Raw genomic sequence first — 24,062 nt, 5'->3', positions numbered from 1 at the left:
GTGTGCCCTACGGCTCCGTCAGTGCTTGCGGCGACGGCCCTTCCCGGCACGGGCCTGACCCGACTGGGCCGCGGCTCCCGCGCCCGCTTCAGCGCCGGCTACGGGTCCTCCTCCGAGTCCCGTTCCGCCTGCCCCTGCTGTGGCGGCGAGCGGTTCCGTACCCGGGCGGTCGGCCGAGACCATCAGCGCAGCCAGGAGCGTGGTCACCGGTACGGACGCGACCAGGCCGATCGAGCCCACCAGGGTCCGTACGATCTCCTCCGCGACGAGTTCACTGTTGGCGACCGCCCCGACGCTGCTCTGCGCGATGGAGAAGAGCAGCAGCAGCGGCAACGCGGCGCCCGCGTAGGCGAGGACGAGGGTGTTGACGACGGACGCGATGTGGTCGCGGCCGATGCGGATACCGGCGCGGTACAGCCCGCGCCACCCCATCGTCGGATTGGCCTCGTGAAGCTCCCAGACCGCCGATGTCTGCGTGACCGTCACATCGTCCAGGACGCCGAGCGAACCGATGATGACGCCGGCCAGCAGCAGACCGCTCATGTCGATGGACGGATACAGGCCATGGATCAGACCCGTGTTGTCGTCCGTGTTGCCGGTCAGCGCGGCCCAGCCGATGAACACCGAGCCCAGAATGCCGATCAGTACCAGGGAGATCAGGGTCCCGAGCACTGCCACCGACGTACGGGCCGAGAGCCCATGGCACATGTAGAGCGCGATCAGCATGATGGCGCTGGCCCCGACGACCGCCACGATCAGCGGGTTCGAGCCCTGCAGAATCGCAGGCAGGATGAAGAAGGTCAGCACCATGAAGCTGACAGCCAGTGCGACCAGCGCCATCAGACCGCGCAGGCGTCCGACGACCACGACGGCGAGTGCGAAGATCCCGGCCAGCAGGGCCATGGGGAAGCGGCGGTTCACGTCGGCCACCGAGTACTGGAGGTCCTTCGGCGCCGAGGGCTCGTAGGCCACCACGACCTTCTCGCCCTCGTGCAACTGCCGTGACTGGTCCGGCTGGACGATCTCCGTGAACGTGCGGCCCTTGTCGTTGCCGGTGTCGACGCGGATCGTCGCCCTCTTGCACTCGCCGGTCGCCTGCTGCTGTGCGGAGGAACCCTCGGCGGTGGACGTGCCGCCGGTCGGGGTGTCCCCCGAGGCGTTGACGGACTTGCAGTCGACGGCGACGACCTCGGTGACCGTGGCCTCCTGGGTCTGCCGGTCGAATCCCACGCCGGTGCGCTCGTGCGCCGGGGCGCCCCCGGGCCACAACACCGCCAGCCCGATCACGACCGCCGCGGCGAAGGGGATCAGAATCGCCCCGATGATCTTCCGCAAGTGGACGGACACAGGGGCGGCCGGGCCATGACTGTGACTGTGGCCGTGCGAGTGACCGCCCTGATGGTCGTCGGGTCCGTGGCCGCCACCGTGCCCGGGCCCTCCTCCCCCGTGCCCGTCACCCGGACCGGGGCCGTGCCCGTCGGCAAAACTGCCGCCAGGCCCGCCACGGTCTTCGTCCGCCTGGCCGTGCCCGTGGTGCCCATAGTGCCCAGGGTCGGCGCCTTGTCCCCGGCCGGTTCCGTGATCGTGTCCACCGACTGCTCCCGGGCCAGGACCTCGACCGCCGTCGGAAACGGGAAAGGGGCCGAACTGACCGGTCCCCGGCCCATCGGCCTCGAAATCCGGGCCCTGACGGCCATCGGGGCTCCTACGGCCGCCTTGACCCGTGCGCGCTGCTGGCCCGTAGCCGCGGTCGAACGTCCGGCCGGGACCGTATCCGGGACCGCCCCTCGAGCCAGTCGCTCCGCCGGTGCCGCCGTCTGCGCTGCCCGGTCCGGAGCCGCGCTGGGCACCGCTTCCGCGCGGCGGCTCGGAGGACGGGTACGGGGGTCCTTGCGTCGTGGTCACCGCCCGATCATCGCAAGAACGGCAGGGGCCCTCTGTTCACCTCGCCCAAATTAACGCTAGCGTGGAGGCACCTTTGCACACGCGGGAGCTCGGAGCACCGGGCTGAGAGGGCGCTGACCTCCGTCTTAGCAATGTTTCACGTGGAACATCGTGGAACGAGTGATGTTTCACATGAAACATCGGCAGACGGGATCCGCTGCGTCGACCGCTGAACCTGTTACCGGGTAATGCCGGCGTAGGGAGTAGGTCTCATGACCATCAAGGACGCACGCACGCCTGCCTCCGTCCAGGACGAACAGCCCGTAGCGGGCAACGAGTCCCAGGGGGCCGGGAAGTCCATCGGCTGGCACAAGGGGTATGTCGAGGGCTCACGCCCCGACCTGCGGGTGCCGGTCCGACAGGTGCACCTCACCAACGGGAAGTCGGTCACTCTGTACGACACTTCCGGTCCGTACACCGATCCACTGGTCGACACCGACGTCCGCCGGGGGCTGGCTCCGCTGCGCGACAACTGGATCATCGCCCGGGGCGACACCGAGGAGTACGCGGGTCGTCCCGTCCGTCCGGAGGACGACGGGATCAAACACACCTCGCCGCGCGGAGGGCTCAGGAACCTCGACGCGGTGTTCCCAGGGCGGCCCCGGCAGCCGCGCCGGAGCCGGAGCGGTCAGGCGGTGACGCAACTCGCGTACGCCCGCCGCGGGGAGACAACGCCCGAGATGGAGTTTGTGGCCGTCCGGGAGAACGTCGACCCCGAGGTGGTCCGTGAGGAGATCGCCGCCGGGCGTGCCGTGCTTCCCGCGAACGTCAACCATCCGGAGATCGAGCCGATGATCATCGGCAAACGATTCCTGGTGAAGGTCAACGCCAACATCGGCAACTCCGCGGTCACCTCCTCCATCGAGGAAGAGGTCGAGAAGATGACCTGGGCGACCCGCTGGGGCGCCGACACGGTCATGGACCTGTCGACCGGGCGCAATATCCACACCACACGTGAATGGGTGCTGCGCAACTCCCCTGTTCCCATCGGCACGGTGCCGCTCTACCAGGCGTTGGAGAAGGTGGACGGCCGGGCTGAGGAACTCACCTGGGACATCTACAAGGACACGGTCATCGAACAGGCCGAACAGGGCGTGGACTACATGACCGTCCACGCGGGCGTCCGCCTGGCGTACGTACCGCTCACCGCGAACCGCAAGACCGGCATCGTCTCGCGCGGTGGCTCGATCATGGCGGCCTGGTGTCTCGCGCACCACAAGGAGTCGTTCCTGTACGAGAATTTCGAAGAACTGTGCGAGATTCTCGCCGCGTACGACGTCACGTACTCACTCGGCGACGGACTGCGGCCCGGATCGATCGCGGACGCCAACGACCAGGCACAGTTCGCGGAGTTGCGGACGCTCGGGGAACTCAACAGGATCGCGAAGCGTTTTCACGTACAGACAATGATCGAAGGCCCGGGCCACGTCCCGATGCACAAGATCAAGGAGAACATCGACCTCCAGCAGGAGATCTGTGATGAAGCACCGTTCTATACGCTCGGCCCGCTGACGACTGACGTCGCGCCGGCGTACGACCACATCACCTCCGGTATCGGTGCCGCGATGATCGCCTGGTGGGGCACGGCCATGCTCTGCTACGTCACACCCAAGGAGCACTTGGGGCTGCCCAACCGTGACGACGTCAAGACCGGCGTCATCACCTACAAGATCGCCGCCCACGCAGCCGACCTCGCCAAGGGGCACCCAGGTGCGCAGGAATGGGACGACGCGCTGTCCGACGCCCGCTTCGAGTTCCGGTGGGAGGACCAGTTCAACCTGGCGCTCGACCCGGACACGGCACGCGAGTTCCACGACGAGACCCTGCCGGCGGAACCCGCCAAGACGGCCCACTTCTGCTCGATGTGCGGACCGAAGTTCTGCAGCATGAAGATCAGCCAGAGCATCACCGAGCAGTTCGGAGGTACGGCGGCTGCGGGAGCGACGGCCGAGGAGGTCGCCGAGGGGATGCTCCAGAAATCGAAGGAGTTTGCGGCAAGCGGAAACCGGGTGTACCTGCCGCTGGCGGACTGAGCGGATCAGCCCTCGGTCGAACCCGCGGCCTGTCCGCAGGCCGTGGGTTCGACGGGCAGCCCGGCTGGTGAGGCGGCGTCAGCGTCCGCCCTCTCCAGCTGAGCTGGGCCCGACCCACAGCCCCGAGTTCCGTGCCTTGTATCCGGGGACCCGCCGGTCACTCCGGCGGGTGGTCCGGGCCTCCGAAGTCCGGGCTGGTGAAGTCCGGGCTGGTGAAGTCCGGGCTCGTGAAGCTGGGGCGGTGGTGGCTCGTCGTCGGGCCGCCGTCGGGGCTGGTGAAGCCGGGCCGGTTGTAGCCGAGGTGGGGCATACGGCCGGTGGTCGGTTGCGGGGCCGGCTTGCGCTTCATCGCCGCCGTACCGGGGTCGGCGAGGGCCTCGCGGAGGAACGGCAGGATGCCGCGCTCCAACAGGGCCTCGCGCCAGGCTTCCCTGGCCAGCGCCACCTCCTCGGTCAGTTCGCCGTAGGCTCCGGCCTCCTCGGCCTCCGGGCTGTTGCGCAGGGCGGTGAGGAGAAGGCCGACCGCGGCGACGAGTATCGCCACTGCGGTCACCGCACCGAACACCCATCCGGTGGTGAGCATGGTCTGGGCGAACGCCGGCTCGGGGTTGAGCATCTTGAGGATGTAACCCACGAGCAGGAAGATCGCCGCCGCCGTGCCGGCGAGGACGGGAGCCAGGACCGCGACGACGGCGACGGCGCCCGCCCCGGCGGTCTCGGCGGCCTCGCCCAGCGTGGTGGCGAGCCCCAAGGTGCCCGTGCCCGACTCGGTGGAGCCGGATTCGTGGACGGACGTCGGGGTGGACGGCGCCGGGTGGCGCAGTTCGTCGCGGACCTTCACGTAGTGCTGGTATTCGCTCGCCGCCGCGACCGTGATGAGAGCGGTGGCGTTGAGCGCCATGGTGCGCAGTTGTTCGGGGTTCAGCCGCTCACCGACGGCGGCCAGTTCCGGGCGGTGTGGGGCGGAGCGCAGCGCCTCATCGAGGATCCGCTCGTATTCCTGGCGGTCCTCGTTCAGCAGGTGCTGCGGAACGCTGTTCATGTGCATCCCCCGATGCTCCGTAGGGCTTGGGGCTCGGCATGCTGACGAGCCGTCGGGCAGAAACGGAGGGGAGCCTGCTACGGATAAGCCGATGGTAGAGCGGCGACGGCGCGCGGTGACAGTGGATTTGAAGAAATTGCCGTCCGACTGTCCCCCGTCCGGTGCGGTAGGCCGTCGGAGAACGTCTGCCCAGGGAACGCCCGGGCAGGCATCAGAGTTCGAGCGGAAGCTCCTGGACCAGCAGTTTTCCGGCCATGGTCACGCCGCCGTCCATCGCGATGGCGAGTCCGTCGGCGTAGACGTGCGGATGTTCGATGTTCGGGCCGGAACTGTCCTCACCGTCGTCCTCGGTGCCGACATCGCCCACCAGATACGGGATGGGGCTGTGACCGTGAACGATGCGGCTGCCGCCGTACGTATCGAGGAGGGAGCGTACGGCCTCGGCACCGCCCTCGTCGCGGAAGGAGAAGCGCTTGGTGAACTTGCGGAACAGATCCCACACCTCGTCCGCGTCGTTGCGCGTGATCGTCTCGCGGACGGTGTCGTTGACCGCCTCGATCGAGTCGCCGTAGTCGAGGTAGGCGGTGGTGTCCGAGTGCACGAGCAGGTGGCCGTCGACCTCCTCGATCGCGTCGAGACGGGCCATCCACTGGAGGTGGTGGTCCTGAAGCCGGTCCATGTCGGTCTTCTGGCCGCCGTTCAGCAGCCAGGCCGCCTGGAAGGTGGCCGTGCCCGCGCCCGAGTTGACGGGGAGGTCACCGAATCGCTTGGCGCCCAGCAGCAGCAACTCGTGGTTGCCCATCAGCGCCTTGCAGTAGCCGCCGGCCGCGGCTGCCTCGGCGGACAGCCGCATGACGAGGTCGATGACGCCGATGCCGTCCGGACCGCGGTCGGTGAAGTCGCCGAGGAACCAGAGCCGGGCGGGGCCCGCGGACCAGTTGCCCGCGCTGTCGATGAGGCCCTGTTCCTGAAGGGCGCTCACCAGTTCGTCGAGGTAGCCGTGGACGTCCCCGACGACGAACAGCGGTCCCGCGCCCTCGGCTGCCGAAGTCGCGGGGTCTACGGTCACCTGAAGTGTGTCGCCGCGGTTGATGATCGGCAGGTCGCGCTGGGTGGGGGTGTACCCGTCCGGGTATTCCTCCAGGTCGGCCGGGGTCTGCGGGCTCGCCGGGGTCTCCGGGACCTCGGTGTCGGCCGCCCCGGTGGTGATGTCGCCGGGTGCCGTGCCATCGGCGTACGGACCGGTCTCATGGACGTACGCGGGCACCCGGAAGTCGCGTGACGTCGCCGTCCGCGTCACCTCGGGTCCCTGACCGGCCCCCTGAGTCATCGACCCCTCCACCATCGCGCCGCATCTGCACCGCATCGGACTGCCTGGTCGCAGCGGCCCGCGGTGTCGTGGGCCCATCATAGGAATGCGGATCGCGCCATGTGATGACCCAGGGGTGGTGAATCGGCGAAGGAGCCCAGTTCACCGCGGCATTCGCCCCGATTCGGAGGGGCTTTCCCGTACGGGCCCGGCCTGAACTTCCCCGCTTCGTGCCTCGGGCATCGACGCTTCGTACGATCATGACACCGGCGCCTGTCTGGCGTGGCGGCCTCGGGAACCGTGTTCCTGCACGGGGCCGGGCTCCCGTTCCCCGACGGGGCCGACCCCTCGTACGGCCCCGCTCCTCGGGAGCCGGCCCCGCGCAGGCCCACGGTCCCCGCCCCTCACCACCGCCCCAGGATCACCCTTTCTCGGGCGACCGCGGTGGACTGACCGTCGTGCGCGGCGGACGGCGCTGCGAGGACGTCCGCACGATCAGTTCGGTCGGTATCACCTGCTCGACGGGGAGGTCCGAGTCGACGTTCTCGATGGCGTCGATCAGGAGTTGGACCACCGCCGTGCCGATACGGCGCGGCTTCAGGGAGAGAGTGGTGATCGGCGGCTCCGTGTTGGCGTACACCGTGGACTCGCTGCAGCAGACCAGCAGGAGGTCCTCCGGGACGCGCAGGCCGTAGCGGCGGGCCGCGGCGAGCAGGTCCGTGCCGTTCGGGTCGAAGAGACCGTAGACGGCGTCCGGGCGGTCCGGGCGGGCCAGCAGCCGGTCGGCGGCCACGGCGCCGGCGCACGGGTCGTGGGCCGGGTAGGACTCGTACACGGGGTCCTGGCCGACCCGCTCGCACCAGCGCAGGTACGCGGTGGTGGAGAGGTGGGTGTAGGTGTCGGTGGAGGTCCCCGTGAGGAGGCCGATGCGGCGGGCGCCGGCGGCGGCCAGGTGGTCGAGGATGCCCAGGACGGCTGCCTCGTGGTCGTTGTCGACCCACGCGGTCACCGGGAGCGAGCCGGCCGGGCGGCCGTCGGAGACGACGGGCAGCCCCTGGCGGACGAGTTCGCTGACCACCGGGTCCTGGTCGGACGGGTCGATGACGACGGTGCCGTCCAGTGCGACGTTCGACCACACGTCGTGGCGGGAGGTCGCGGGGAGGATGACCAGGGCGTAGCCCCGGGCGAGCGCGGCGGAGGTGGCGGCCCTCGCCATTTCCGCGAAGTACGCGAACTCGGTGAAGGTGAAAGGTTCATCCCCGTATGTCGTCACGGTCAGACCGATCAGTCCGGACTTGCCGGTACGGAGGGTTCGGGCCGCGGCCGACGGGCGGTAGCCCAGCCGGTCGGCGACCTCGCGGACATGGCGTCGGGTGGCGTCCGGGAGCCGGCCCTTTCCGTTGAGGGCGTCGGAGACGGTCGTGATCGAGACGCCGGCGGCGGCGGCCACGTCTCTGATGCCCGCCCGGCCCGGCCGGCTGGCTCGTCGGGTTGTCTCCGCGCGGCTCACCTGGTGCTTCCCTGCTGCTGTCATGGCGAGCCGATAGTAGGGCTCATGCGGTGGGGTAGTGCGGACGCATATGCAGCCGTTGACAGGCACGTTTCTGCAAGGTCAATTACCGTCAACTGGCTTAGAAAGAAAGGTAGTTGAACGATATTACTGGCCTACGTGACTTGTCGGCGCGCATAGGCCTGCCAAGTGGCCGATGTCTCGAAGAGGTCTCAACTCACCTCTACGAGGGATGCGCGCCACGGCGTGAGCCACCGGCGCGTGCCGGAACACATAATGCGCCCCCTGATTCGTACAACTTTGTACAGTGATACCCCCGATGCGTGTGGGACCGGCGGGACGGGGGAGGCGGGCACGCGCCTTCGCCGGGCTCGTCCCGGAGACGACCGACCCGTACGCGCCGGCGCCGAATCCTCATAAGGTGAGAAGCATTGGTACCCGGTAACCGGCAGCGGGTGGCCGTGTCGAGCCGGTGGTGGTCACGAGGAGGACTGTGGTGAGCGAGACAAGCCCCAGGCTGCGCGCCGAGCTGGAGGGTATCCCCACCTACAAGCCGGGCAGGCCGGCCGCGGCCGACGGTCCGGTGGCCTACAAGCTGTCCTCGAACGAGAACCCGTATCCGCCGCTGCCCGGCGTGCTGGAGACCGTGACGGCGGCGGCGGGGGCCTTCAACCGCTACCCGGACATGGCCTGTACGGAGCTCATGAGCGAGCTGGCCGAACGTTTCGCCGTGCCCGCCTCCCATGTCGCCACCGGCACCGGCTCGGTCGGTGTCGCACAGCAGCTGGTCCAGTCGACCAGTGGGCCCGGTGACGAGGTGATCTACGCCTGGCGGTCCTTCGAGGCCTATCCGATCATCACTCAGATCAGTGGTGCCACGTCGGTCAAGGTCCCGTTGACGCCTGGGGATGTGCACGACCTCGACGCGATGGCGGACGCGATCACCGACCGGACCCGGCTGATCTTCGTCTGCAACCCCAACAACCCGACCGGAACGGCCGTCCGTCGGACCGAGCTGGAGCGGTTCCTGGACCGGGTGCCCAGCGATGTGCTGGTGGTGCTGGACGAGGCGTACAAGGAGTTCGTGCGCGACGTCGAGGTGCCGGACGGGGTCATGCTCTACCGCGACCGGCCGAACGTCTGTGTGCTTCGGACGTTCTCCAAGGCGTACGGTCTCGCCGGGCTCAGGGTCGGCTTCGCCATCGCGCACGAGCCGGTGGCGGCGGCGCTGCGCAAGACGGCGGTGCCGTTCGGCGTGAGCCAGATCGCCCAGGACGCGGCGGTGGCCTCGCTGCGGGCCGAGGACGCGTTGCTGGGCCGGGTCGGTTCGCTGGTGGTGGAGCGCACGCGGGTGGTCGACGGTCTGCGGGGCCAGGGCTGGACCGTGCCCGACACCCAGGCGAACTTCGTGTGGCTGCGGCTGGGGGAGCGCACGGTGGACTTCGCGGCGGTGTGCGAGCGGGCCGGTGTGGTCGTCCGGCCGTTCCCTGGCGAGGGAGTCCGGGTGACGGTCGGCGAGTCCGAGGCGAACGACATCTTCCTGAAGACCGCGGAGATGTTCCGCAAGGAGTTCTGAGACCTCCCGGAGCAGCTTCGGCGGCCATGTGCGGCACGTCACTCACCACGGGTGACGTGCCGTTTTGCTGTCCCGGAGGCCCTGAATCCCGTACTCCGGAGTGGTCGGAGACTGTTTCTGCCCCCCTCGTCTCCCGGGTCGAACGGGCATGCGCCATAATTGCTTGTGAATGTGAACGCGTTCACAAGCGCGTCTCGTTTGTCCCTCTCGTGCGGGTCGGCGACCGGGACGGACCGCCGCACTGATCACGGCTCGTAAGGAGGAGATGTGGAGATCGCTCTGGCACCGGAGACTCTGGCGCGATGGCAGTTCGGCATCACCACCGTCTACCACTTCCTGTTCGTCCCCCTGACGATCTCCCTCGCCGCGCTCACCGCCGGCCTGCAGACCGCCTGGGTGCGCACGGAGAAGGAGAAGTACCTCAGGGCCACCAAGTTCTGGGGCAAGCTCTTCCTGATCAACATCGCCATGGGTGTCGTCACCGGCATCGTGCAGGAGTTCCAGTTCGGTATGAACTGGTCCGACTACTCGCGCTTCGTCGGCGATGTCTTCGGTGCCCCGCTCGCCTTCGAGGCGCTGATCGCCTTCTTCTTCGAGTCCACCTTCATCGGGCTGTGGATCTTCGGCTGGGACAAGCTGCCGAAGAGGATCCACCTGGCCTGCATCTGGATGGTCTCGATCGGCACGATCCTGTCGGCGTACTTCATCCTCGCGGCCAACTCCTGGATGCAGCACCCTGTCGGCTACCGGATCAACGAGCAGAAGGGCCGTGCCGAACTCACCGACTTCTGGCTGGTCCTCACCCAGAACACCGCGCTGACGCAGGTCTTCCACACCCTCTCCGCGGCCTTCCTCACGGGTGGCGCCTTCATGGTCGGCATCGCCGCCTTCCATCTGACGCGCAAGAAGCACATCGAGGTGATGAAGACCTCGCTGCGGCTCGGCCTGGTCACCGTCGTCATCGGCGGTCTGCTCACCGCGGTCAGCGGGGACTTCCTCGGCAAGGTCATGTTCAAGCAGCAGCCGATGAAGATGGCCGCCGCCGAGGCCCTCTGGGACGGTGAGGCACCCGCGCCCTTCTCGGTCTTCGCCTACGGTGACGTCGACGCCGGCCACAACAAGGTCGCCGTCGAGATCCCGGGCCTGCTGTCCTTCCTGGCCAACGACGACTTCAGCTCGTACGTCCCGGGCATCAACGACGTCAACAAGGCCGAGCAGGAGAAGTTCGGGCCCGGCGACTACCGGCCCAACATCCCGGTGGCCTACTGGGGCTTCCGCTGGATGATCGGCTTCGGTATGACGTCCTTCGCGATCGGGCTGGCCGGACTCTGGCTGACCCGCAAGAAGTTCATGCTGCCGCGGCAGCTGCGGGTCGGTGACGACGAAGTGCCGCACCTCTCGCTGCTGCCCGGGAAGGCACTCGGCCCGACGCTCACCAAGTGGTACTGGCGCATCGCGATCCTCACCCTGGGCTTCCCGCTGATCGCCAGCTCCTGGGGCTGGATCTTCACCGAGATGGGCCGTCAGCCGTGGGTCGTGTACGGCATCTTCCAGACCCGGGACGCCGTCTCCCCCGGGGTCTCGCAGTGGGAGATCCTCACCTCGATGACCGTCTTCACCTCGCTCTACGCGATCCTCGCCGTCATCGAGGTCAAGCTCCTCGTCAAGTACGTCAAGGCCGGACCGCCCGAACTGACCGAGGCCGACCTCAACCCGCCCAAGAAGATCGGCGGCGACCCGCAGGACGCCGACAAGCCGATGGCCTTCTCCTACTAGGCCCAGGGGGCTGGAATCGCCATGGAACTTCACGACGTCTGGTTCGTCCTCATAGCCGTCCTGTGGATCGGTTACTTCTTCCTGGAGGGCTTCGACTTCGGGGTCGGTGTCCTCACCAAGCTGCTCGCCCGCGACCGGGCCGAGAAGCGGGTCCTCATCAACACCATCGGGCCCGTCTGGGACGGCAACGAGGTGTGGCTGCTCTCGGCGGGCGGCGCGACCTTCGCCGCCTTCCCCGAGTGGTACGCCACTCTTTTCTCCGGCTTCTATCTGCCGCTGCTGCTCATCCTGGTGTGCCTGATCGTGCGCGGCGTCGCCTTCGAGTACCGCGTGAAGCGGCCCGAGGAGAACTGGCAGCGCAACTGGGAGACCGCGATCTTCTGGACCTCCCTCCTCCCGGCGTTCCTCTGGGGCGTGGCCTTCGCCAACATCGTGCGCGGGGTGAAGATCGACAAGCACTTCGAGTACGTCGGCAGCCTTGCCGACCTGCTCAACCCGTACGCCCTGCTCGGCGGCCTGGTCACCCTGTCGCTGTTCACCTTCCACGGCACGGTGTTCGTCGGTCTCAAGACCGTCGGGGACATCCGGGAACGGGCCCGGAAGCTGGCGGTCCGCGTCGGCCTCCTGGCCGCCGTGGTCGCGCTCGTGTTCCTGAGCTGGACCCAGGCGGACAAGGGTGACGGCGGCTCCCTGGCCGCGGCGGTCGTGGCCGTGCTGGCCCTTCTCCTCGCCCTGGGGGCGGCCCGGAAGGGGCGTGAGGGCTGGGCGTTCGCGTTCTCCGGGGTCACCATCGTGGCCGCCGTCGCGATGCTGTTCCTGACGCTCTTCCCGAACGTCATGCCGTCGTCGCTCAACGCGGACTGGAACCTCACGGTCACCAACGCCTCATCGAGCCCGTACACGCTGAAGATCATGACGTGGTGTGCCGGGATCGCCACCCCGATGGTCCTGCTCTACCAGGGCTGGACGTACTGGGTGTTCCGCAAGCGGATCGGCACGCAGCACCTTGCCGAGGCCGCGCACTGAGTTGTCTCTGTCTGCGGAAGGCGGGTTCGCGATGTTTCACGTGAAACATCGCGAACCCGACTCCCTGGACCGAAGGGCATGTTTCACGTGAAACCAATCGATCCTCGGCTCCTCCGGTACGCCGGTGCCACACGTCGTTTCCTGCTGGCGGTCGTCGGCCTCGGCGCTGTCGGCGCGGGGCTGGTCGTCGCGCAGGCCATGCTCATCGCCGAGGTGGTGGTCGGCGCCTTCCAGCACGGACTGTCGGTCTCCGAACTCCGTACGCCCCTTTTGCTGCTGGTGGCCGTCGCCGGTGGCCGTGCGGTGGTCTCCTGGCTCACCGAACTGGCCGCGCACCGTACGAGTGCGGCGGTGAAGTCGGAGCTGCGCGGGCGGTTGCTGGAGCGGTCCGTCGCACTCGGCCCCGAATGGCTCGGCGGGCAGCGGACCGGGTCGCTGGTGGCCCTCGCGACCCGGGGAGTCGACGCGCTCGACGACTACTTCTCGCGCTATCTGCCGCAGTTGGGGCTGGCGGTCGTCGTGCCGGTGGCCGTGCTGGCCCGGATCGTCACCGAGGACTGGGTGTCGGCGGCGATCATCGTCGGCACCCTGCCGCTCATCCCAATCTTCATGGTGCTGATCGGCTGGGCCACGCAGTCCCACATGGACCGTCAGTGGAGGCTGCTGTCCCGGCTGTCGGGCCACTTCCTCGATGTCGTCGCCGGGCTGCCGACGCTGAAGGTGTTCGGCCGGGCCAAGGCGCAGGCCGAGTCGATCCGGCGGATCACCGGTGAGTACCGGCAGGCCACGATGCGGACCCTGCGGATCGCCTTCATCTCGTCCTTCGCGCTGGAACTGCTGGCGACGCTGTCCGTCGCGCTCGTCGCGGTGACCATCGGTATGCGGCTCGTGCACGGCGAGATGGACCTGTACATCGGGCTGGTCATTCTCATCCTCGCTCCCGAGGCGTATCTCCCGCTGCGGCAGGTGGGCGCCCAGTTCCACGCGGCGGCCGAAGGGCTGGCCGCGGCCGAGGAGATTTTCGCCGTGCTGGAGACCCCGGTCCCCGAGTCCGGGACCGGGGTGGTCCCGGAGGGCGGGGTGGTCTTCGACGGCGTGACGGTCCGGTATCCCGGGCGGTCGGTGGACGCGGTGGCGGACGTATCCTTCGCTGTTGCGGCCGGCGAGACGGTCGCGCTCGTCGGACCGAGCGGCGCGGGCAAGTCGACGCTGCTGAACGTGCTGCTCGGGTTCGTGCGGCCGACAAAGGGGCGGGTGTCGGTCGGGGGCGCCGACCTCGCCGGCCTCGACCTGGAGCAGTGGCGTGCGCGGGTGGCCTGGGTGCCGCAGCGGCCGCATCTGTTCGCCGGGTCGATCGCCGAGAACATACGGCTGGCCCGGCCCGACGCCGACGACACCGCCGTACGCGGGGCGCTGGCCGACGCCGGTGCGCTGGAGTTCGTGGACGCGCTGCCCGAGGGTGTCCACGCGATGCTCGGTGAGGACGGGGTCGGCCTGTCCGCCGGGCAGCGGCAACGGCTCGCGCTGGCCCGGGCGTTCCTCGCGGACCGGCCTGTGCTGCTGCTCGACGAGCCGACGGCCGCGCTGGACGGGGAGACCGAGGCCGAGATCGTGGCCGCCGTACGGCGGCTGGCCGTCGGACGGACGGTCCTGCTGGTCGTGCATCGGCCGGCACTGCTGGCGGTGGCGGACCGGGTGGTGAGGTTGGAGGAGGCTGTTCCCCCTGCGCACCTCTCCGGTTCTGCGCGGGCCGACGGTTCCTCCGGCGGCGACGGGCTCCTTGTGGAGGGTTCGCAGGGTGTACGGCTGCCCGTGCTCGACGAGGAAGAACTCGTACCCGGCGCTCCCGCAGGGCGACTCGGGGTGCTCGCCCGGGTGCGTGCCATGTCCGGGGCCCGGCGAGGGCGGCTCGGACTCGCGCTGCTGCTCGGGAGTCTCGCGCTCGGCAGTGCCGTCGGGCTCATGGCCACCTCGGGGTGGCTCATCTCGCGGGCCTCGCAGCAGCCTCCCGTGCTGTATCTGATGGTCGCGGTCACGGCCACCAGGGCCTTCGGGATCGGGCGGGCCGTGTTCCGGTACGCCGAGCGGCTGGTGTCGCACGACGCCGTGCTGCGGATGCTCGCCGACACCCGGGTGGCCGTCTACCGGCGTCTGGAGCGGCTGGCGCCCGCGGGACTGCGCACGACCCGGCGAGGCGACCTGTTGTCGCGGCTCGTCGCCGATGTGGACGCGCTCCAGGACTACTGGCTGCGCTGGCTGCTGCCCGCCGGGGCCGCCCTTGTCGTCTCCGCCGCCTCCGTCGGGTTCACGGCGTGGCTGCTGCCGGAGGCCGGAGCCGTCTTGGCCGCCGGACTGCTCGCGGCCGGCGTGGGTGTCCCCCTCGTGACCAGTGCCGTGGCACGGCGCGCGGAACGCAGGCTCGCCCCGGCCCGAGGGGTACTCGCCACGCAGGTCACCGACCTGCTGACCGGCACCGCCGAGTCGACGGTCGCGGGCGCCCTGAACGCACGTACCGAACAGGTGCGCCGGGCCGATTCCGCGCTCACCCGGATCGCCTCGCGCGGCGCCACGGCCACCGCGCTCGGCGACGCGCTCACCGCGCTGCTGTCCGGACTGACCGTGGCGGGCGCCGCCCTCGTGGGTGCCCAGGGCGTCGCCGACGGGCGGCTCGACGGGGTGGTGACGGCCGTCGTCGTCCTCACTCCCCTGGCCGCCTTCGAGGCCGTCCTCGGGCTGCCGCTCGCCGTGCGGTACCGGCAGCGGGTGCGCAGGAGCGCGGAGCGCGTGTACGAGGTCCTGGACGCTCCCGAGCCCGTGCGTGAACCCGAAGCTCCGCTCCCCGCGCCGCTGTCGCCGTTCCCGGTCGTCGTCAGGGGGCTGTCCGCCCGCCACGCAGGGCAGGACCGGGACGCGCTGTCGGGCCTCGATCTCACCCTGCGCGAAGGGCGCCGGATCGCGATCGTCGGTCCGTCCGGGTCGGGCAAGACGACCCTCGCGCAGGTGCTCCTGCGGTTCCTGGACGCCGACGCAGGCCGCTACACGCTGGGCGGCGTGGACGCGTACGCGCTGGACGGCGACGACGTACGGCGGCTGGTCGGGCTGTGTGCCCAGGACGCGCACCTCTTCGACAGTTCGGTGCGCGAGAACCTGCTGCTGGCTAAGAAGGACGCGAGCGAGGGCGACCTGCGAGGTGCTCTCGCGCGGGCGCGGCTGCTGGACTGGGCCGAGTCGCTGCCGGACGGGCTCGACACGCTGGTCGGCGAGCACGGGGCTCGGCTGTCCGGCGGGCAACGGCAGCGGCTGGCGCTCGCCCGGGCGCTGCTCGCGGACTTCCCGGTGCTCGTGCTCGACGAACCCGCCGAACACCTCGACCTGCCGACCGCCGACGCCCTCACCGCGGATCTGCTGGCCGCGACCGAGGGCCGTACGACGCTGCTCATCACCCACCGGCTGGCCGGTCTCGACGCCGTGGACGAGGTGATCGTGCTGGACAGGGGGCGGGTCGTGCAGCGGGGGACGTACGCGGAGCTGGTCACCGTCGAAGGGCCGCTGCGGAGGATGGCGGAGCGGGAGGCGGAGTCCGAGCGGCTGGTGTCGGTGGCGTCGGTGAATTGATCTGCTCCCCGTCAGGGGTCCCGCCAACTCGACTTTCGGGGACAAAGAGCACTAACTAGGCTCGTGGGATGCCCGACCAACCGTCTCGTCCCGAGCCGTGCGTGCCGCAGTTGCTGGAAGCCATGCGGGCCGTCGGGAGCGGGCTCGGGCCGCATGCCACGCTGGAGCGGATCTGTGCGACGGCCACCGCCCTGGTGGACGCCCGACGCGTGGCCATCGGGGTCCTCGCCGAGGACGGCACCGGCTTCGCCGACTTCGTGCACCACGGTGACGACGAGGAGACCGTGCGGTGGGTCGAGCCGATCCGGGTGCACGGGGAGGTCCTGGGGAACCTGTACCTGGGGGAAAGACACGGCGGCGGTCCGTTCACCGAGCACGACCTGACCCTGATCCGCGTGCTGGCCACCGAGGCGGGCATCGCCATCGGCAACGCCCGCCTGTACGAGGCCGCCCGGCAGCGCGAGCGCTGGATCGACGGGTCCGTGGCCGTGACCACCGCGCTCCTCTCGGGCGGCGACATCGGCGACTCCCTCCGGATCGTCGCCGAACAGGCTCGCCGGCTCGCCGGGGCCGCGGCCGGGATGGTGCTGCTGCCCGCCGACGAGGGAGGCCTGGAGATCGTCGCCGTGGACGCGGAACCACCCTTCGACGCGCTCGGCGCGATCGTCCCGCCGGACAGCGAGGTGGTCGCCGAACTCCTCGACGGCGAGCCGGTGTTCGTCGCGGACGCGGCCACCGACCCCCGGATCGCACCACACGCCGGCCTCACCGGCGACTACGGCCCCACCATGCTGCTCCCCCTCCAGAGCGACGGCCGCGTGGTCGGCAGCCTCGTCATGCCCCGCGCGCGGGGAGAGCGCGCGTTCACGGAGACGGAGCGCGCGCTCGCCGTCCAGTTTGCCGCGCAGGCCGCGCTCGCGCTGATGATGGCCGAGGCACAGCGCGACCGGGAACGGCTCGCCGTGTACGAGGACCGCGACCGGATCGCCCGTGACCTGCACGATCTCGTCATCCAACGGCTGTTCGCCACCGGGATGATGCTGGAAAGCGCCCAGCGCGGGTCGGTGGCCCCCGAGGTGCGGAGCGGTGTCGGCAGGGCCGTCGACGAACTCGACATCACCATCCAGGAGATCCGCACCGCGATCTTCGCGCTCCAGGACGACCCCGGCGAAGTCCCGTCCGAGCTGTCCGCGCGGGTGGAGCGGGAGATCCACATGGCCGCCGTGGCGCTCGGATTCGAGCCCACGCTCCAGGTGGTCGGCCCGGTCGACACCGCCGTCGGCGACCCGACCGGCAAAAATCTCGTCGCCGCCCTTCGCGAGGGGCTGTCCAACGCCTTCCGCCACGCCGGCGCGTCCCGGATCGATGTCGTCGTCGACGCGAACGCGACCCTGCCGGACGGCCGGCCGGGCGTACGGCTGACCGTCGCCGACGACGGTGTGGGCATCCCCGAGGGCGGTCGGCGCAGCGGCCTCAGAAACCTGAAGCGCCGCGCCGAGTCGCTGGGCGGCCACAGCGGGCACGGACCCGGCAGCGGGCCCGACGGCGGCGGTACGACGGTGGTGTGGCAGGCGCCGTACTGAGCCTGCCGCACATCCCGTTGCTGCGCCGTTCGTGGCAACGGGTCCCCCAGGCGTACGACTTGAACAGGCACTGGGTCCGGTTTGCGGTACACGATCGCTGACATGGGCTCACATCGCCGTCATCCGCTGCTCGTTCCGGCGCTGCTGTGCGCGCTCGCGCTGCTGGTCGCCCGGCCCACGGCGGCCCTGGCCGAGGACGGGGACCCCGGACCGGACAGGGGAACGGACTCGGGCCTCAGCGCCGAGGTCACCAGGCTGTACGCCGATGCCGCCGTGGTGACGCAGCAGTACGAGGCCGGACGGCGCGAGTCCGAGGTGGAGGGCGCCAGGGCCCGGCGCTACGAAGAGCTCCTCGCCCGCGAACGGCGGGACATCGCCGTCCTGCACGAGGATCTGGGCCGGATCGCCCGCGGCCAGTACCGCAGCGGCGGCGGACTGCCGCTGACCGCGCAGATGCTGCTCGCGGACAATCCCGAGGAGCTGATGCGCGGTCAGCGTGCCGTCTGGCAGGCGGACCTGGCCGTCAACAACGCGATCGACAAGAGCCGGCGTGCGGAGGCCCGGCTCGCCGCCGACGAGGCGAAGGCGGCTGCGCAGTGGCAGAAGCTGGAGCGGCGCAACAGTGAGATCGCCGAGCTGAAGCGGACGATCGAGGCCAAGCTCGAAGAGGCCCGCTGGACGCTCCAGGGCCGGGCCGAAGCCTCGGTCGCGGCGGGTTCCTGCCGGGGCGCCGTCCGGCTCGACCAGCCGGACTCGGGGACCATGCCGGAGTACGTCACTCCCGTGGAGACGTACGAACTGTCCGCGAGTTTCGGCAGCGGCGGCGACCGTTGGGCGAACGGGCACACCGGGCAGGACTTCGCGGTGCCGATCGGCACCCCCGTGCGGGCGGTCGGCGCCGGCACCGTGGTGTCGGTGTCGTGCGGGGGTGCCTTCGGCATCGAGATCGTGATCGAGCACCCCGGGGGCTACTACACGCAGTACGCGCACCTCGCCGCCGTCACCGTCGACCAGGGGCAGCGGGTGACCCCGGGGCAGTGGATCGGGCAGACCGGCACGACCGGCAACTCGACGGGCCCGCATCTGCACTTCGAGGTACGCGTCACACCGGAGCTCGGGTCGGGAGTGGACCCGGCGGCATGGCTGACGGCACGCGGGGTGCAGTTGTAGGAGCCGGCCCGCCGTTCCCCCGTACGGCGGTGTCCTCAGAGCCGTTCCGCGAGCAGTTGCTCGATCACCACGGCCACGCCGTCCTCGTTGTTGGGCGCCGTCCGGCCCGAGGCCGCCGCGAGGACGGCGGGATGCGCGTTGCCCATGGCGTAGGACCGGCCTGCCCAGGTGAGCATCTCGATGTCGTTCGGCATGTCCCCGAAGGCGACGACCTCCTCGGCGGAGATGCCCCGCTCGGCACAGGACAGGGCCAGTGTGCTCGCCTTGGAGACACCGGGGCCGCTGATCTCCAGCAGCGCGCTCGGGCTGGAGCGGGTGACGGTGGCGCGGTCGCCGATCGCGATCCGGGCGGTGGCGAGGAACGCGTCGGGGTCGATCGTGCGGTGGTAGGCGAGGATCTTGAGCACGGGCTCACCGTCGCTCGGCCCGCCCGGGGCCAGCAGCTTCTCGGCGGGCGCAAGGTTGTCCGGCACCTCCATGTGCAGCTTCGGATACTCCGGCTCCTGGTGGAAGCCGTACGTCTGCTCCACGGCGTACACGGTCCCCGGCGCGGCGTCGCGCAGTAGCCGTACGGCGTCCAGCGCGTTCTCCCTGGCCAGCTCCCGCACCTTCACGAAGCGGTGGGCGCCGGGGCCGCCGTGCAGGTCGACCACGGCGGCGCCGTTGCCGCAGATCGCCAGACCGTGACCGTGGACGTGCTCGCTCACGACGTCCATCCAGCGGGCCGGGCGGCCCGTGACGAAGAAGACCTCGACGCCCGCGGCCTCGGCGGCGGCCAGCGCGGCGACCGTGCGCGGGGACACCGACTTGTCGTCGCGCAGCAGCGTGCCGTCGAGGTCGGTGGCGATCAGCCGGACGGGAAGGGCGGCGGCGGGGGTCTCGGGCTCTCGGGTCGCTGAGGTCACCCGGCCATTCTCCCGTACGCGCGTGCACGGCCGTGCGGGAGCCCGCACAGGTGAGTGGCCGCCCTGGCCGGTCCCGGGTCAGCGCAGCTGCGCCGGCGCCTCCGTGGCGATGCGCTCGAAGACCCGCTCGTCGGCCGCGAAGTCGGAGTCGGGGATGGGCCAGTGGATCACGATCTCGGTGAACCCCAGCTCCTGATGCCGCCCCGCGAAGTCGACGAACGCGTCCACGGACTCCAGCGGGCGCCCCCGGTCCGGGGTGAACCCGGTGAGCAGGATCCGGTCGAGCTCCCGGACGTCCCGGCCGATCGCAGCGCAGGCGTCGGCCAGCTTCTCGGCCTGTCCGCGCAGGGCCTGGACCGACTGCTCGGGCGTACCGTTCTCGAACAGCCGCGGGTCGCCGGTGGTCACCCACGCCTGCCCGTGCCGGGCGGCGAGCTTCAGCCCGCGCGGCCCGGTGGCGGCCACCGCGAAGGGCAGCCGGGGGCGCTGCACGCAGCCTGGGATGTTGCGTACCTCGTGCGCAGAGTAGAAGTCGCCCTGGTAGGAGACGCCGTCCTTGCCGTCCTCGGTCAGCAGCCTGTCGAGGAGCGTGACGAACTCTCCGAACCGGTCGGCGCGCTCCCGGGGTGTCCACGGTTCCTGGCCCAGCGCGGTGGCGTCGAAGCCGTTGCCGCCCGCGCCGACGCCCAGGGTGATCCGCCCGTTCGACACGTCGTCGAGGGTGATCAGCTCCTTGGCCAGCGTCACCGGGTGCCGGAAGTTGGGCGAGGTCACCAGGGTGCCCAGACGCAGTCGGTCGGTGACAGCGGCGGCGGCCGTGAGGGTGGGGACGGCACCGAACCACGGGCCGTCCCGGAAGGTGCGCCAGGACAGGTGGTCGTAGGTGAACGCGGTGTGGAACCCGAGCTCCTCCGCGCGCTGCCAGGTCGAACGGCCGCCCTCGTGCCAGCGGCGGTACGGCAGGATCACGGTGCTCAGGTGCAGACTCATGCTGCAGAGCCTAGGGGCGGTCCATGTTTCACGTGAAACATGGACCCCGGCGTCGTCAGTGCGGCCCGGGGAACCGCAGATAGCGCGACGGCACGCTCTCCGTGAGCCACACGCCGTTCTCGCTGACGTGGAAGAGGTGGCGGTCGCGGTGCATCGCGGCCGCGTCCACCGAGAGCACGACCGGCCTGCCTCGACGGGCGCCGACCCGGGTCGCGGTCTCGCGGTCGGGCGAGAGGTGCACGGCGTGCCGGTTCATGGGCCGCAGGCCCTCGGCGCGGATCGCGTCCAGGAAGCGGTCCACAGTCCCGTGGTAGAGGTACGCCGGCGGGGTCGCCGGAGGCAGCCCGAGGTCGACGTCGACGCTGTGGCCCTGGCTGGCGCGGATCCGGTTGCTGTCGATCGCGAAGCGCTTCTTGTCGTTGGAGGCGACCACGTGGTCCAGTTCCTCCCGGGTGAAGCGGAAATTGTGCGCCGTGGCGGCCGCGATCAGTGTGTCGATCTCGACCCAGCCGGCCTCGTCGAGCGTGAGCCCGATCCGTTCCGGCTGGTGCCGCAGATGCTTCGACAGGTACTTCGACACCTTTACGGTAAGTCTTTCGTCCATCGTGCAAGGGTGAGCGGCGAGACGGCGATCACGCACCTGAATTTTGTCAGGAAGGTTTGATCCACAGCCAAGTCGAGTTATCCACAGGGGAATTGAAGAAACTGTGGACAACGGGCCGATGCTTCGCACCCTTTGATCAACTTGCGCCTGTTTGCCCCTTCTTGGCGCTGCCGGTTCACAGAGGCGGGTCCAGGCGGGCGACCGCCCTCAACGTCCCCGGCGTGAAACGGGACATGAGACGCCCGCCCCTTGCCTCCGGCGTCACCGGCGTGACCGCCTCGTTGCGTACCACCGCGCGCAGGATGGCCGAAGCGACCTTCTCCGGAGGGTAGTTGCGCAGCCCGTACAGCCGCGCCGTCCGCTTCTGCCGACGGGACTGCTCCTCCGCGTCGACTCCCGCGAAACGCGCGGTCGTTGTGATGTTCGTGTTGATGAACCCCGGGCAGATCGCCGAGACACCGATGCCCTGGTCCGCGAGCTCGGCACGCAGGCACTCGCTGAGCATCAGCACAGCGGCCTTCGAAGTGCTGTACGCGGGCAGCGCCTTGGACGGCAGATAGGCGGCGGCCGACGCGATGTTCACGATGTGCCCGCCCTGTCCGCGCTCGGCCATCTGCTTCCCGAAGAGCCGGCAACCGTGGATCACACCCCACAAGTTGACGTCCAGGACCTTCTTCCAGTCCTCAACAGTGGTGTCGAAGAAGGACCCGGAGAGCCCGATCCCCGCGTTGTTCACCAGCACGTCCACGACGCCGTACTCGGTGGCGACCTTCTCGGCGAGCTTCTCCATCGCCTGTTCGTCCGAGACGTCGACCTGCTCCGCCCACACCTCCGGAGCGCCGAGCAGACGGGCCAACTCGGCCGTGCGGGCGGCGCTTTCCGCATCCCGGTCGACTGCCACCACGCGGGCGCCCGCCTCGGCGAACGCGAAGGCCGTGGCCCGTCCGATGCCACTGCCCGCCCCCGTGACCAGGACGAGCCGGCCGCCGAAACGCTCCGCGTACTTGCCCGTTGGTGTCGCCGGGAGCCGTCCGGCCTCGTTGGCGGTCACGAACTCCCCGATCCAGGCGGCCACCTGGTCCGGCCGCGTGCGCGGCAGCCAGTGCTTGGCGTCGATCGTGCGGCGCACCAACCGGGGCGCCCACCGCTCCAGTCCGTCGTACAGCCGCTCGGAGAGAAACACGTCCCCCAGGGGCGTGATGAGCTGCACGGGCGCGTGCGCGTAGGCGTCCGCGCGTGGTCTGCGCAGCCGGGAGCGGACGTTGTCCCGGTACAGCCAGGCGCCGTTGGCCGCGTCCGAGGACAGCGAAGCGGTCGGATAACCCTCGCCCGAGACCTCTTCGAGGCGAGCCAGCATCTTCGGCCAGCGTCTGCCCAGCGGGCCGCGCCAGGCGAGTTCGGGCAGCATGGGCGTGTGCAGCGCGTACACGTACCACGACCTGCGTCCCTGGCCCAGGAGTTGGGCGACCGCACGCGGGGTGGGCCGTTTCAGGTGCCCCTTCGTCCAGTGGCCCATGTGGTCGAGGGACGGCCCGGACATCGAGGTGAACGACGCGATCCGGCCCTTGGCCCGTTCGACGGTTGCGAACTCCCAGGCCTGCACCGATCCCCAGTCGTGCCCGACCAGATGCACCGGCCGGTCCGGGCTGACCGCGTCGGCGACCGCCAGGAAGTCGTCGGTCAGCTTCTCCAGGGTGAAGCCGCCGCGCAGGGGGCGCGGCGCGGTCGAACGGCCGTGGCCGCGCACGTCGTACAGCACGACGTGGAAGCGGTCGGCGAGGCGCGCGGAGACCTCCGACCACACCTCCATGCTGTCCGGATAACCGTGCACGAGGATCACCGTGGGGTCCGCCGGGTTCCCCAGCTCGGCGACGCACAGCTCGATCCCGCCCGTCCGTACCCGGCGCTCACGCGCACCGTCGACCGTCACTTCGCCTCCGTCCAGCGCCGCACGTGCGGCAGATCGTCGTCCAGCCAGAACGCGCTCTCCAACGGGTCCGCGGAGTCCGTGACGACCAGGATCTCCTCGAACTTCGCCCCCGTTCCCCGGAATCCGAGATGCGGTTCGACCGCCCACAGGCCCGGCTGCGGCGGGTGGTCGGAGAAGCGGTACGGCGACCACAGCGGCGACCAGCCCTCGCGGTGGCCGCGCAGCGCGTCGCCCGCCAGACCCTTCAGGGACTGCGTACCGAACCCGAACAGCCGCGGCGACCAGACCCGTTCACGCACCCGGTCGACCTTGTGCGCGATCACCCCGAAGGGATACGCGCGATGCCGGTTGGCATAGCCCTGGCGGACCATGAGACGGTCCACGTCCTCGTAGATCTCGCGCAGCGGGCGCCGCTCGCGCACCTCGCGCAGGATCAGCTCGCGGTGCGCCTCGAGGTCGGCCATCAGCCGCTCCTGCACCGGGTTGGCGCCCAGCGAGCCGGAGTAGCCGATGTCCGCCGCGAAACCCCGGTGGATCGGGGCCAGGTCCAGGATGAACGGCATCCCGGGCTCCAGCCGGCGGCCGGTCGGGAAGAACTGGAACGGGAGGCGGAAGTTCACGAACGCCGTACGGTCGCCGAACCAGGCGAAGGGCAGATGGAACCAGTCGCGCACACCCCGCTGGCGCAGCCACTCCCGCTGCATCCGGGCCGCATCGCGCTCGGTGATCCCCGGCTCGAGCCGCGCCGCCACGGCCTCCGCACACTCGTACGCCAGCCGTTGCACCCGCCGGAACCCGGCCAGTTCCCCGGCCGACCCGCGGACCCGTTCCCCCGTCGGCCCGCCGGTGGGTCCGCCTGCCTCCGCCCTCGCCATTGCCGCCGTCCACCGTCCCCATCGACCGCGCTACGTGTCCGTAACTTGATCTCGCGAATCTGGCACTTGTTAGAGCGTGCGTCAACAGTCGAACGCCTGTCTGTGGATAACCCTCGCCGGTTGTTCGACCTGAGGGGGACCCCTACGGGCCCGTACGACTGAAGGTGGATGCCG

General features: G+C 70.0%; 15 protein-coding genes, 1 pseudogene and 1 riboswitch. Of the genes and pseudogenes, 7 read left to right on the top strand and 9 right to left on the bottom strand.

What is annotated here, in order from left to right:
* Positions 1–18 precede the first annotated feature (18 nt).
* A pseudogene (locus ABZ855_RS00450) lies at positions 19–1,383 on the bottom strand (YibE/F family protein); the annotation flags it as partial.
* Positions 1,384–1,976: 593 nt separating this feature from the next.
* Positions 1,977–2,164: riboswitch (TPP riboswitch) on the top strand.
* Here ABZ855_RS00450 and thiC point away from each other — a divergent pair.
* Positions 2,157–3,977 carry a phosphomethylpyrimidine synthase ThiC gene (thiC, locus tag ABZ855_RS00445; protein ID WP_360798544.1) on the top strand — a complete coding sequence of 607 codons (1,821 nt, stop codon included), beginning with the start codon at positions 2,157–2,159 and terminating at the stop codon, positions 3,975–3,977. Its footprint overlaps the riboswitch before it by 8 nt.
* 157 nt (positions 3,978–4,134) lie before the next feature.
* On the opposite strand, the gene ABZ855_RS00440 is transcribed toward thiC, so the two are convergent.
* The 3 genes from ABZ855_RS00440 to ABZ855_RS00430 all read right to left on the bottom strand — a co-directional run bounded on the left by ABZ855_RS00440 (position 4,135) and on the right by ABZ855_RS00430 (position 7,862).
* Entirely contained in the window at positions 4,135–5,025 is an 891-nt protein-coding gene (locus tag ABZ855_RS00440; RefSeq protein ID WP_360798541.1) for a hypothetical protein, read from the bottom strand.
* Between the two features lie 205 nt (positions 5,026–5,230).
* Positions 5,231–6,349, bottom strand: a complete 1,119-nt coding sequence (locus ABZ855_RS00435; protein ID WP_360798538.1) for a metallophosphoesterase — start codon at positions 6,347–6,349, stop codon at positions 5,231–5,233.
* Positions 6,350–6,749: 400 nt separating this feature from the next.
* Positions 6,750–7,862 carry a LacI family DNA-binding transcriptional regulator gene (locus ABZ855_RS00430; RefSeq protein ID WP_360798535.1) on the bottom strand — a complete coding sequence of 371 codons (1,113 nt, stop codon included), beginning with the start codon at positions 7,860–7,862 and terminating at the stop codon, positions 6,750–6,752.
* Between the two features lie 472 nt (positions 7,863–8,334).
* Here ABZ855_RS00430 and hisC point away from each other — a divergent pair, with 472 nt between their 5' ends.
* The 6 genes from hisC to ABZ855_RS00400 all read left to right on the top strand — a co-directional run bounded on the left by hisC (position 8,335) and on the right by ABZ855_RS00400 (position 18,584).
* Complete coding sequence (gene hisC / locus ABZ855_RS00425) at positions 8,335–9,414, top strand: histidinol-phosphate transaminase (RefSeq protein ID WP_360798532.1); 1,080 nt, start codon at positions 8,335–8,337, stop codon at positions 9,412–9,414.
* Between the two features lie 267 nt (positions 9,415–9,681).
* Positions 9,682–11,190 carry a cytochrome ubiquinol oxidase subunit I gene (locus ABZ855_RS00420; RefSeq protein ID WP_360798529.1) on the top strand — a complete coding sequence of 503 codons (1,509 nt, stop codon included), beginning with the start codon at positions 9,682–9,684 and terminating at the stop codon, positions 11,188–11,190.
* Positions 11,191–11,211: 21 nt separating this feature from the next.
* Positions 11,212–12,216 (top strand): cytochrome d ubiquinol oxidase subunit II, encoded by a 1,005-nt coding sequence (gene cydB, locus ABZ855_RS00415; protein WP_360798526.1) that lies wholly within the window; start codon positions 11,212–11,214, stop codon positions 12,214–12,216.
* Positions 12,217–12,294: 78 nt separating this feature from the next.
* Positions 12,295–15,831, top strand: coding sequence for a thiol reductant ABC exporter subunit CydD (cydD, locus tag ABZ855_RS00410; RefSeq protein WP_360798523.1), 3,537 nt, complete (start codon positions 12,295–12,297; stop codon positions 15,829–15,831).
* 68 nt (positions 15,832–15,899) lie between these two features.
* Positions 15,900–17,414: a GAF domain-containing protein gene (locus tag ABZ855_RS00405; RefSeq protein WP_360798519.1), complete on the top strand. Its 1,515-nt coding sequence runs from the start codon at positions 15,900–15,902 to the stop codon at positions 17,412–17,414.
* Between the two features lie 102 nt (positions 17,415–17,516).
* On the top strand, positions 17,517–18,584 hold the full coding sequence (locus ABZ855_RS00400; protein WP_360798515.1) for a M23 family metallopeptidase: 1,068 nt from the start codon (positions 17,517–17,519) through the stop codon (positions 18,582–18,584).
* A gap of 35 nt (positions 18,585–18,619) precedes the next feature.
* Here ABZ855_RS00400 and ABZ855_RS00395 read toward each other — a convergent pair whose 3' ends face one another.
* From ABZ855_RS00395 to ABZ855_RS00375, 5 genes are all read right to left on the bottom strand, one after another.
* The gene (locus ABZ855_RS00395) at positions 18,620–19,489 is read right to left on the bottom strand and encodes a Cof-type HAD-IIB family hydrolase (RefSeq protein WP_360798512.1); all 870 of its coding nucleotides are present in this window, start codon (positions 19,487–19,489) and stop codon (positions 18,620–18,622) included.
* 78 nt (positions 19,490–19,567) lie between these two features.
* Positions 19,568–20,479, bottom strand: coding sequence for an LLM class flavin-dependent oxidoreductase (locus ABZ855_RS00390; RefSeq protein WP_360798509.1), 912 nt, complete (start codon positions 20,477–20,479; stop codon positions 19,568–19,570).
* A 55-nt stretch (positions 20,480–20,534) separates the two neighbouring features.
* A complete protein-coding gene (locus ABZ855_RS00385) occupies positions 20,535–21,083 on the bottom strand; it encodes an RNA 2'-phosphotransferase (RefSeq protein WP_360798506.1) in 549 nt (182 codons plus the stop codon).
* A 175-nt stretch (positions 21,084–21,258) separates the two neighbouring features.
* Positions 21,259–23,013: an SDR family oxidoreductase gene (locus tag ABZ855_RS00380; protein ID WP_360798504.1), complete on the bottom strand. Its 1,755-nt coding sequence runs from the start codon at positions 23,011–23,013 to the stop codon at positions 21,259–21,261.
* Complete coding sequence (locus tag ABZ855_RS00375) at positions 23,010–23,888, bottom strand: M24 family metallopeptidase (protein ID WP_360798501.1); 879 nt, start codon at positions 23,886–23,888, stop codon at positions 23,010–23,012. The genes ABZ855_RS00380 and ABZ855_RS00375 overlap by 4 nt, the downstream gene beginning before the upstream one ends.
* Positions 23,889–24,062: the final 174 nt, after the last annotated feature.

This window comes from Streptomyces sp. NPDC047042 (assembly GCF_040644035.1).
Lineage (GTDB): Bacteria > Actinomycetota > Actinomycetes > Streptomycetales > Streptomycetaceae > Streptomyces.
Note: the sequence above shows the minus strand (reverse complement) of the source record. Positions and strands in the feature narration are given on the sequence as shown.

Bases quoted from the DNA above. Each gene is read 5' to 3' on its own strand.
- thiC (WP_360798544.1), top strand. From the start codon at position 2,157: ATGACCATCAAGGACGCACGCACGCCTGCCTCCGTCCAGGACGAACAG.
- ABZ855_RS00440 (WP_360798541.1), bottom strand. From the start codon at position 5,025: ATGCACATGAACAGCGTTCCGCAGCACCTGCTGAACGAGGACCGCCAG.
- ABZ855_RS00435 (WP_360798538.1), bottom strand. From the start codon at position 6,349: ATGACTCAGGGGGCCGGTCAGGGACCCGAGGTGACGCGGACGGCGACG.
- ABZ855_RS00430 (WP_360798535.1), bottom strand. From the start codon at position 7,862: ATGACAGCAGCAGGGAAGCACCAGGTGAGCCGCGCGGAGACAACCCGA.
- cydB (WP_360798526.1), top strand. From the start codon at position 11,212: ATGGAACTTCACGACGTCTGGTTCGTCCTCATAGCCGTCCTGTGGATC.
- cydD (WP_360798523.1), top strand. From the start codon at position 12,295: ATGTTTCACGTGAAACCAATCGATCCTCGGCTCCTCCGGTACGCCGGT.
- ABZ855_RS00405 (WP_360798519.1), top strand. From the start codon at position 15,900: ATGCCCGACCAACCGTCTCGTCCCGAGCCGTGCGTGCCGCAGTTGCTG.
- ABZ855_RS00400 (WP_360798515.1), top strand. From the start codon at position 17,517: ATGGGCTCACATCGCCGTCATCCGCTGCTCGTTCCGGCGCTGCTGTGC.
- ABZ855_RS00390 (WP_360798509.1), bottom strand. From the start codon at position 20,479: ATGAGTCTGCACCTGAGCACCGTGATCCTGCCGTACCGCCGCTGGCAC.
- ABZ855_RS00385 (WP_360798506.1), bottom strand. From the start codon at position 21,083: ATGGACGAAAGACTTACCGTAAAGGTGTCGAAGTACCTGTCGAAGCAT.
- ABZ855_RS00375 (WP_360798501.1), bottom strand. From the start codon at position 23,888: ATGGCGAGGGCGGAGGCAGGCGGACCCACCGGCGGGCCGACGGGGGAA.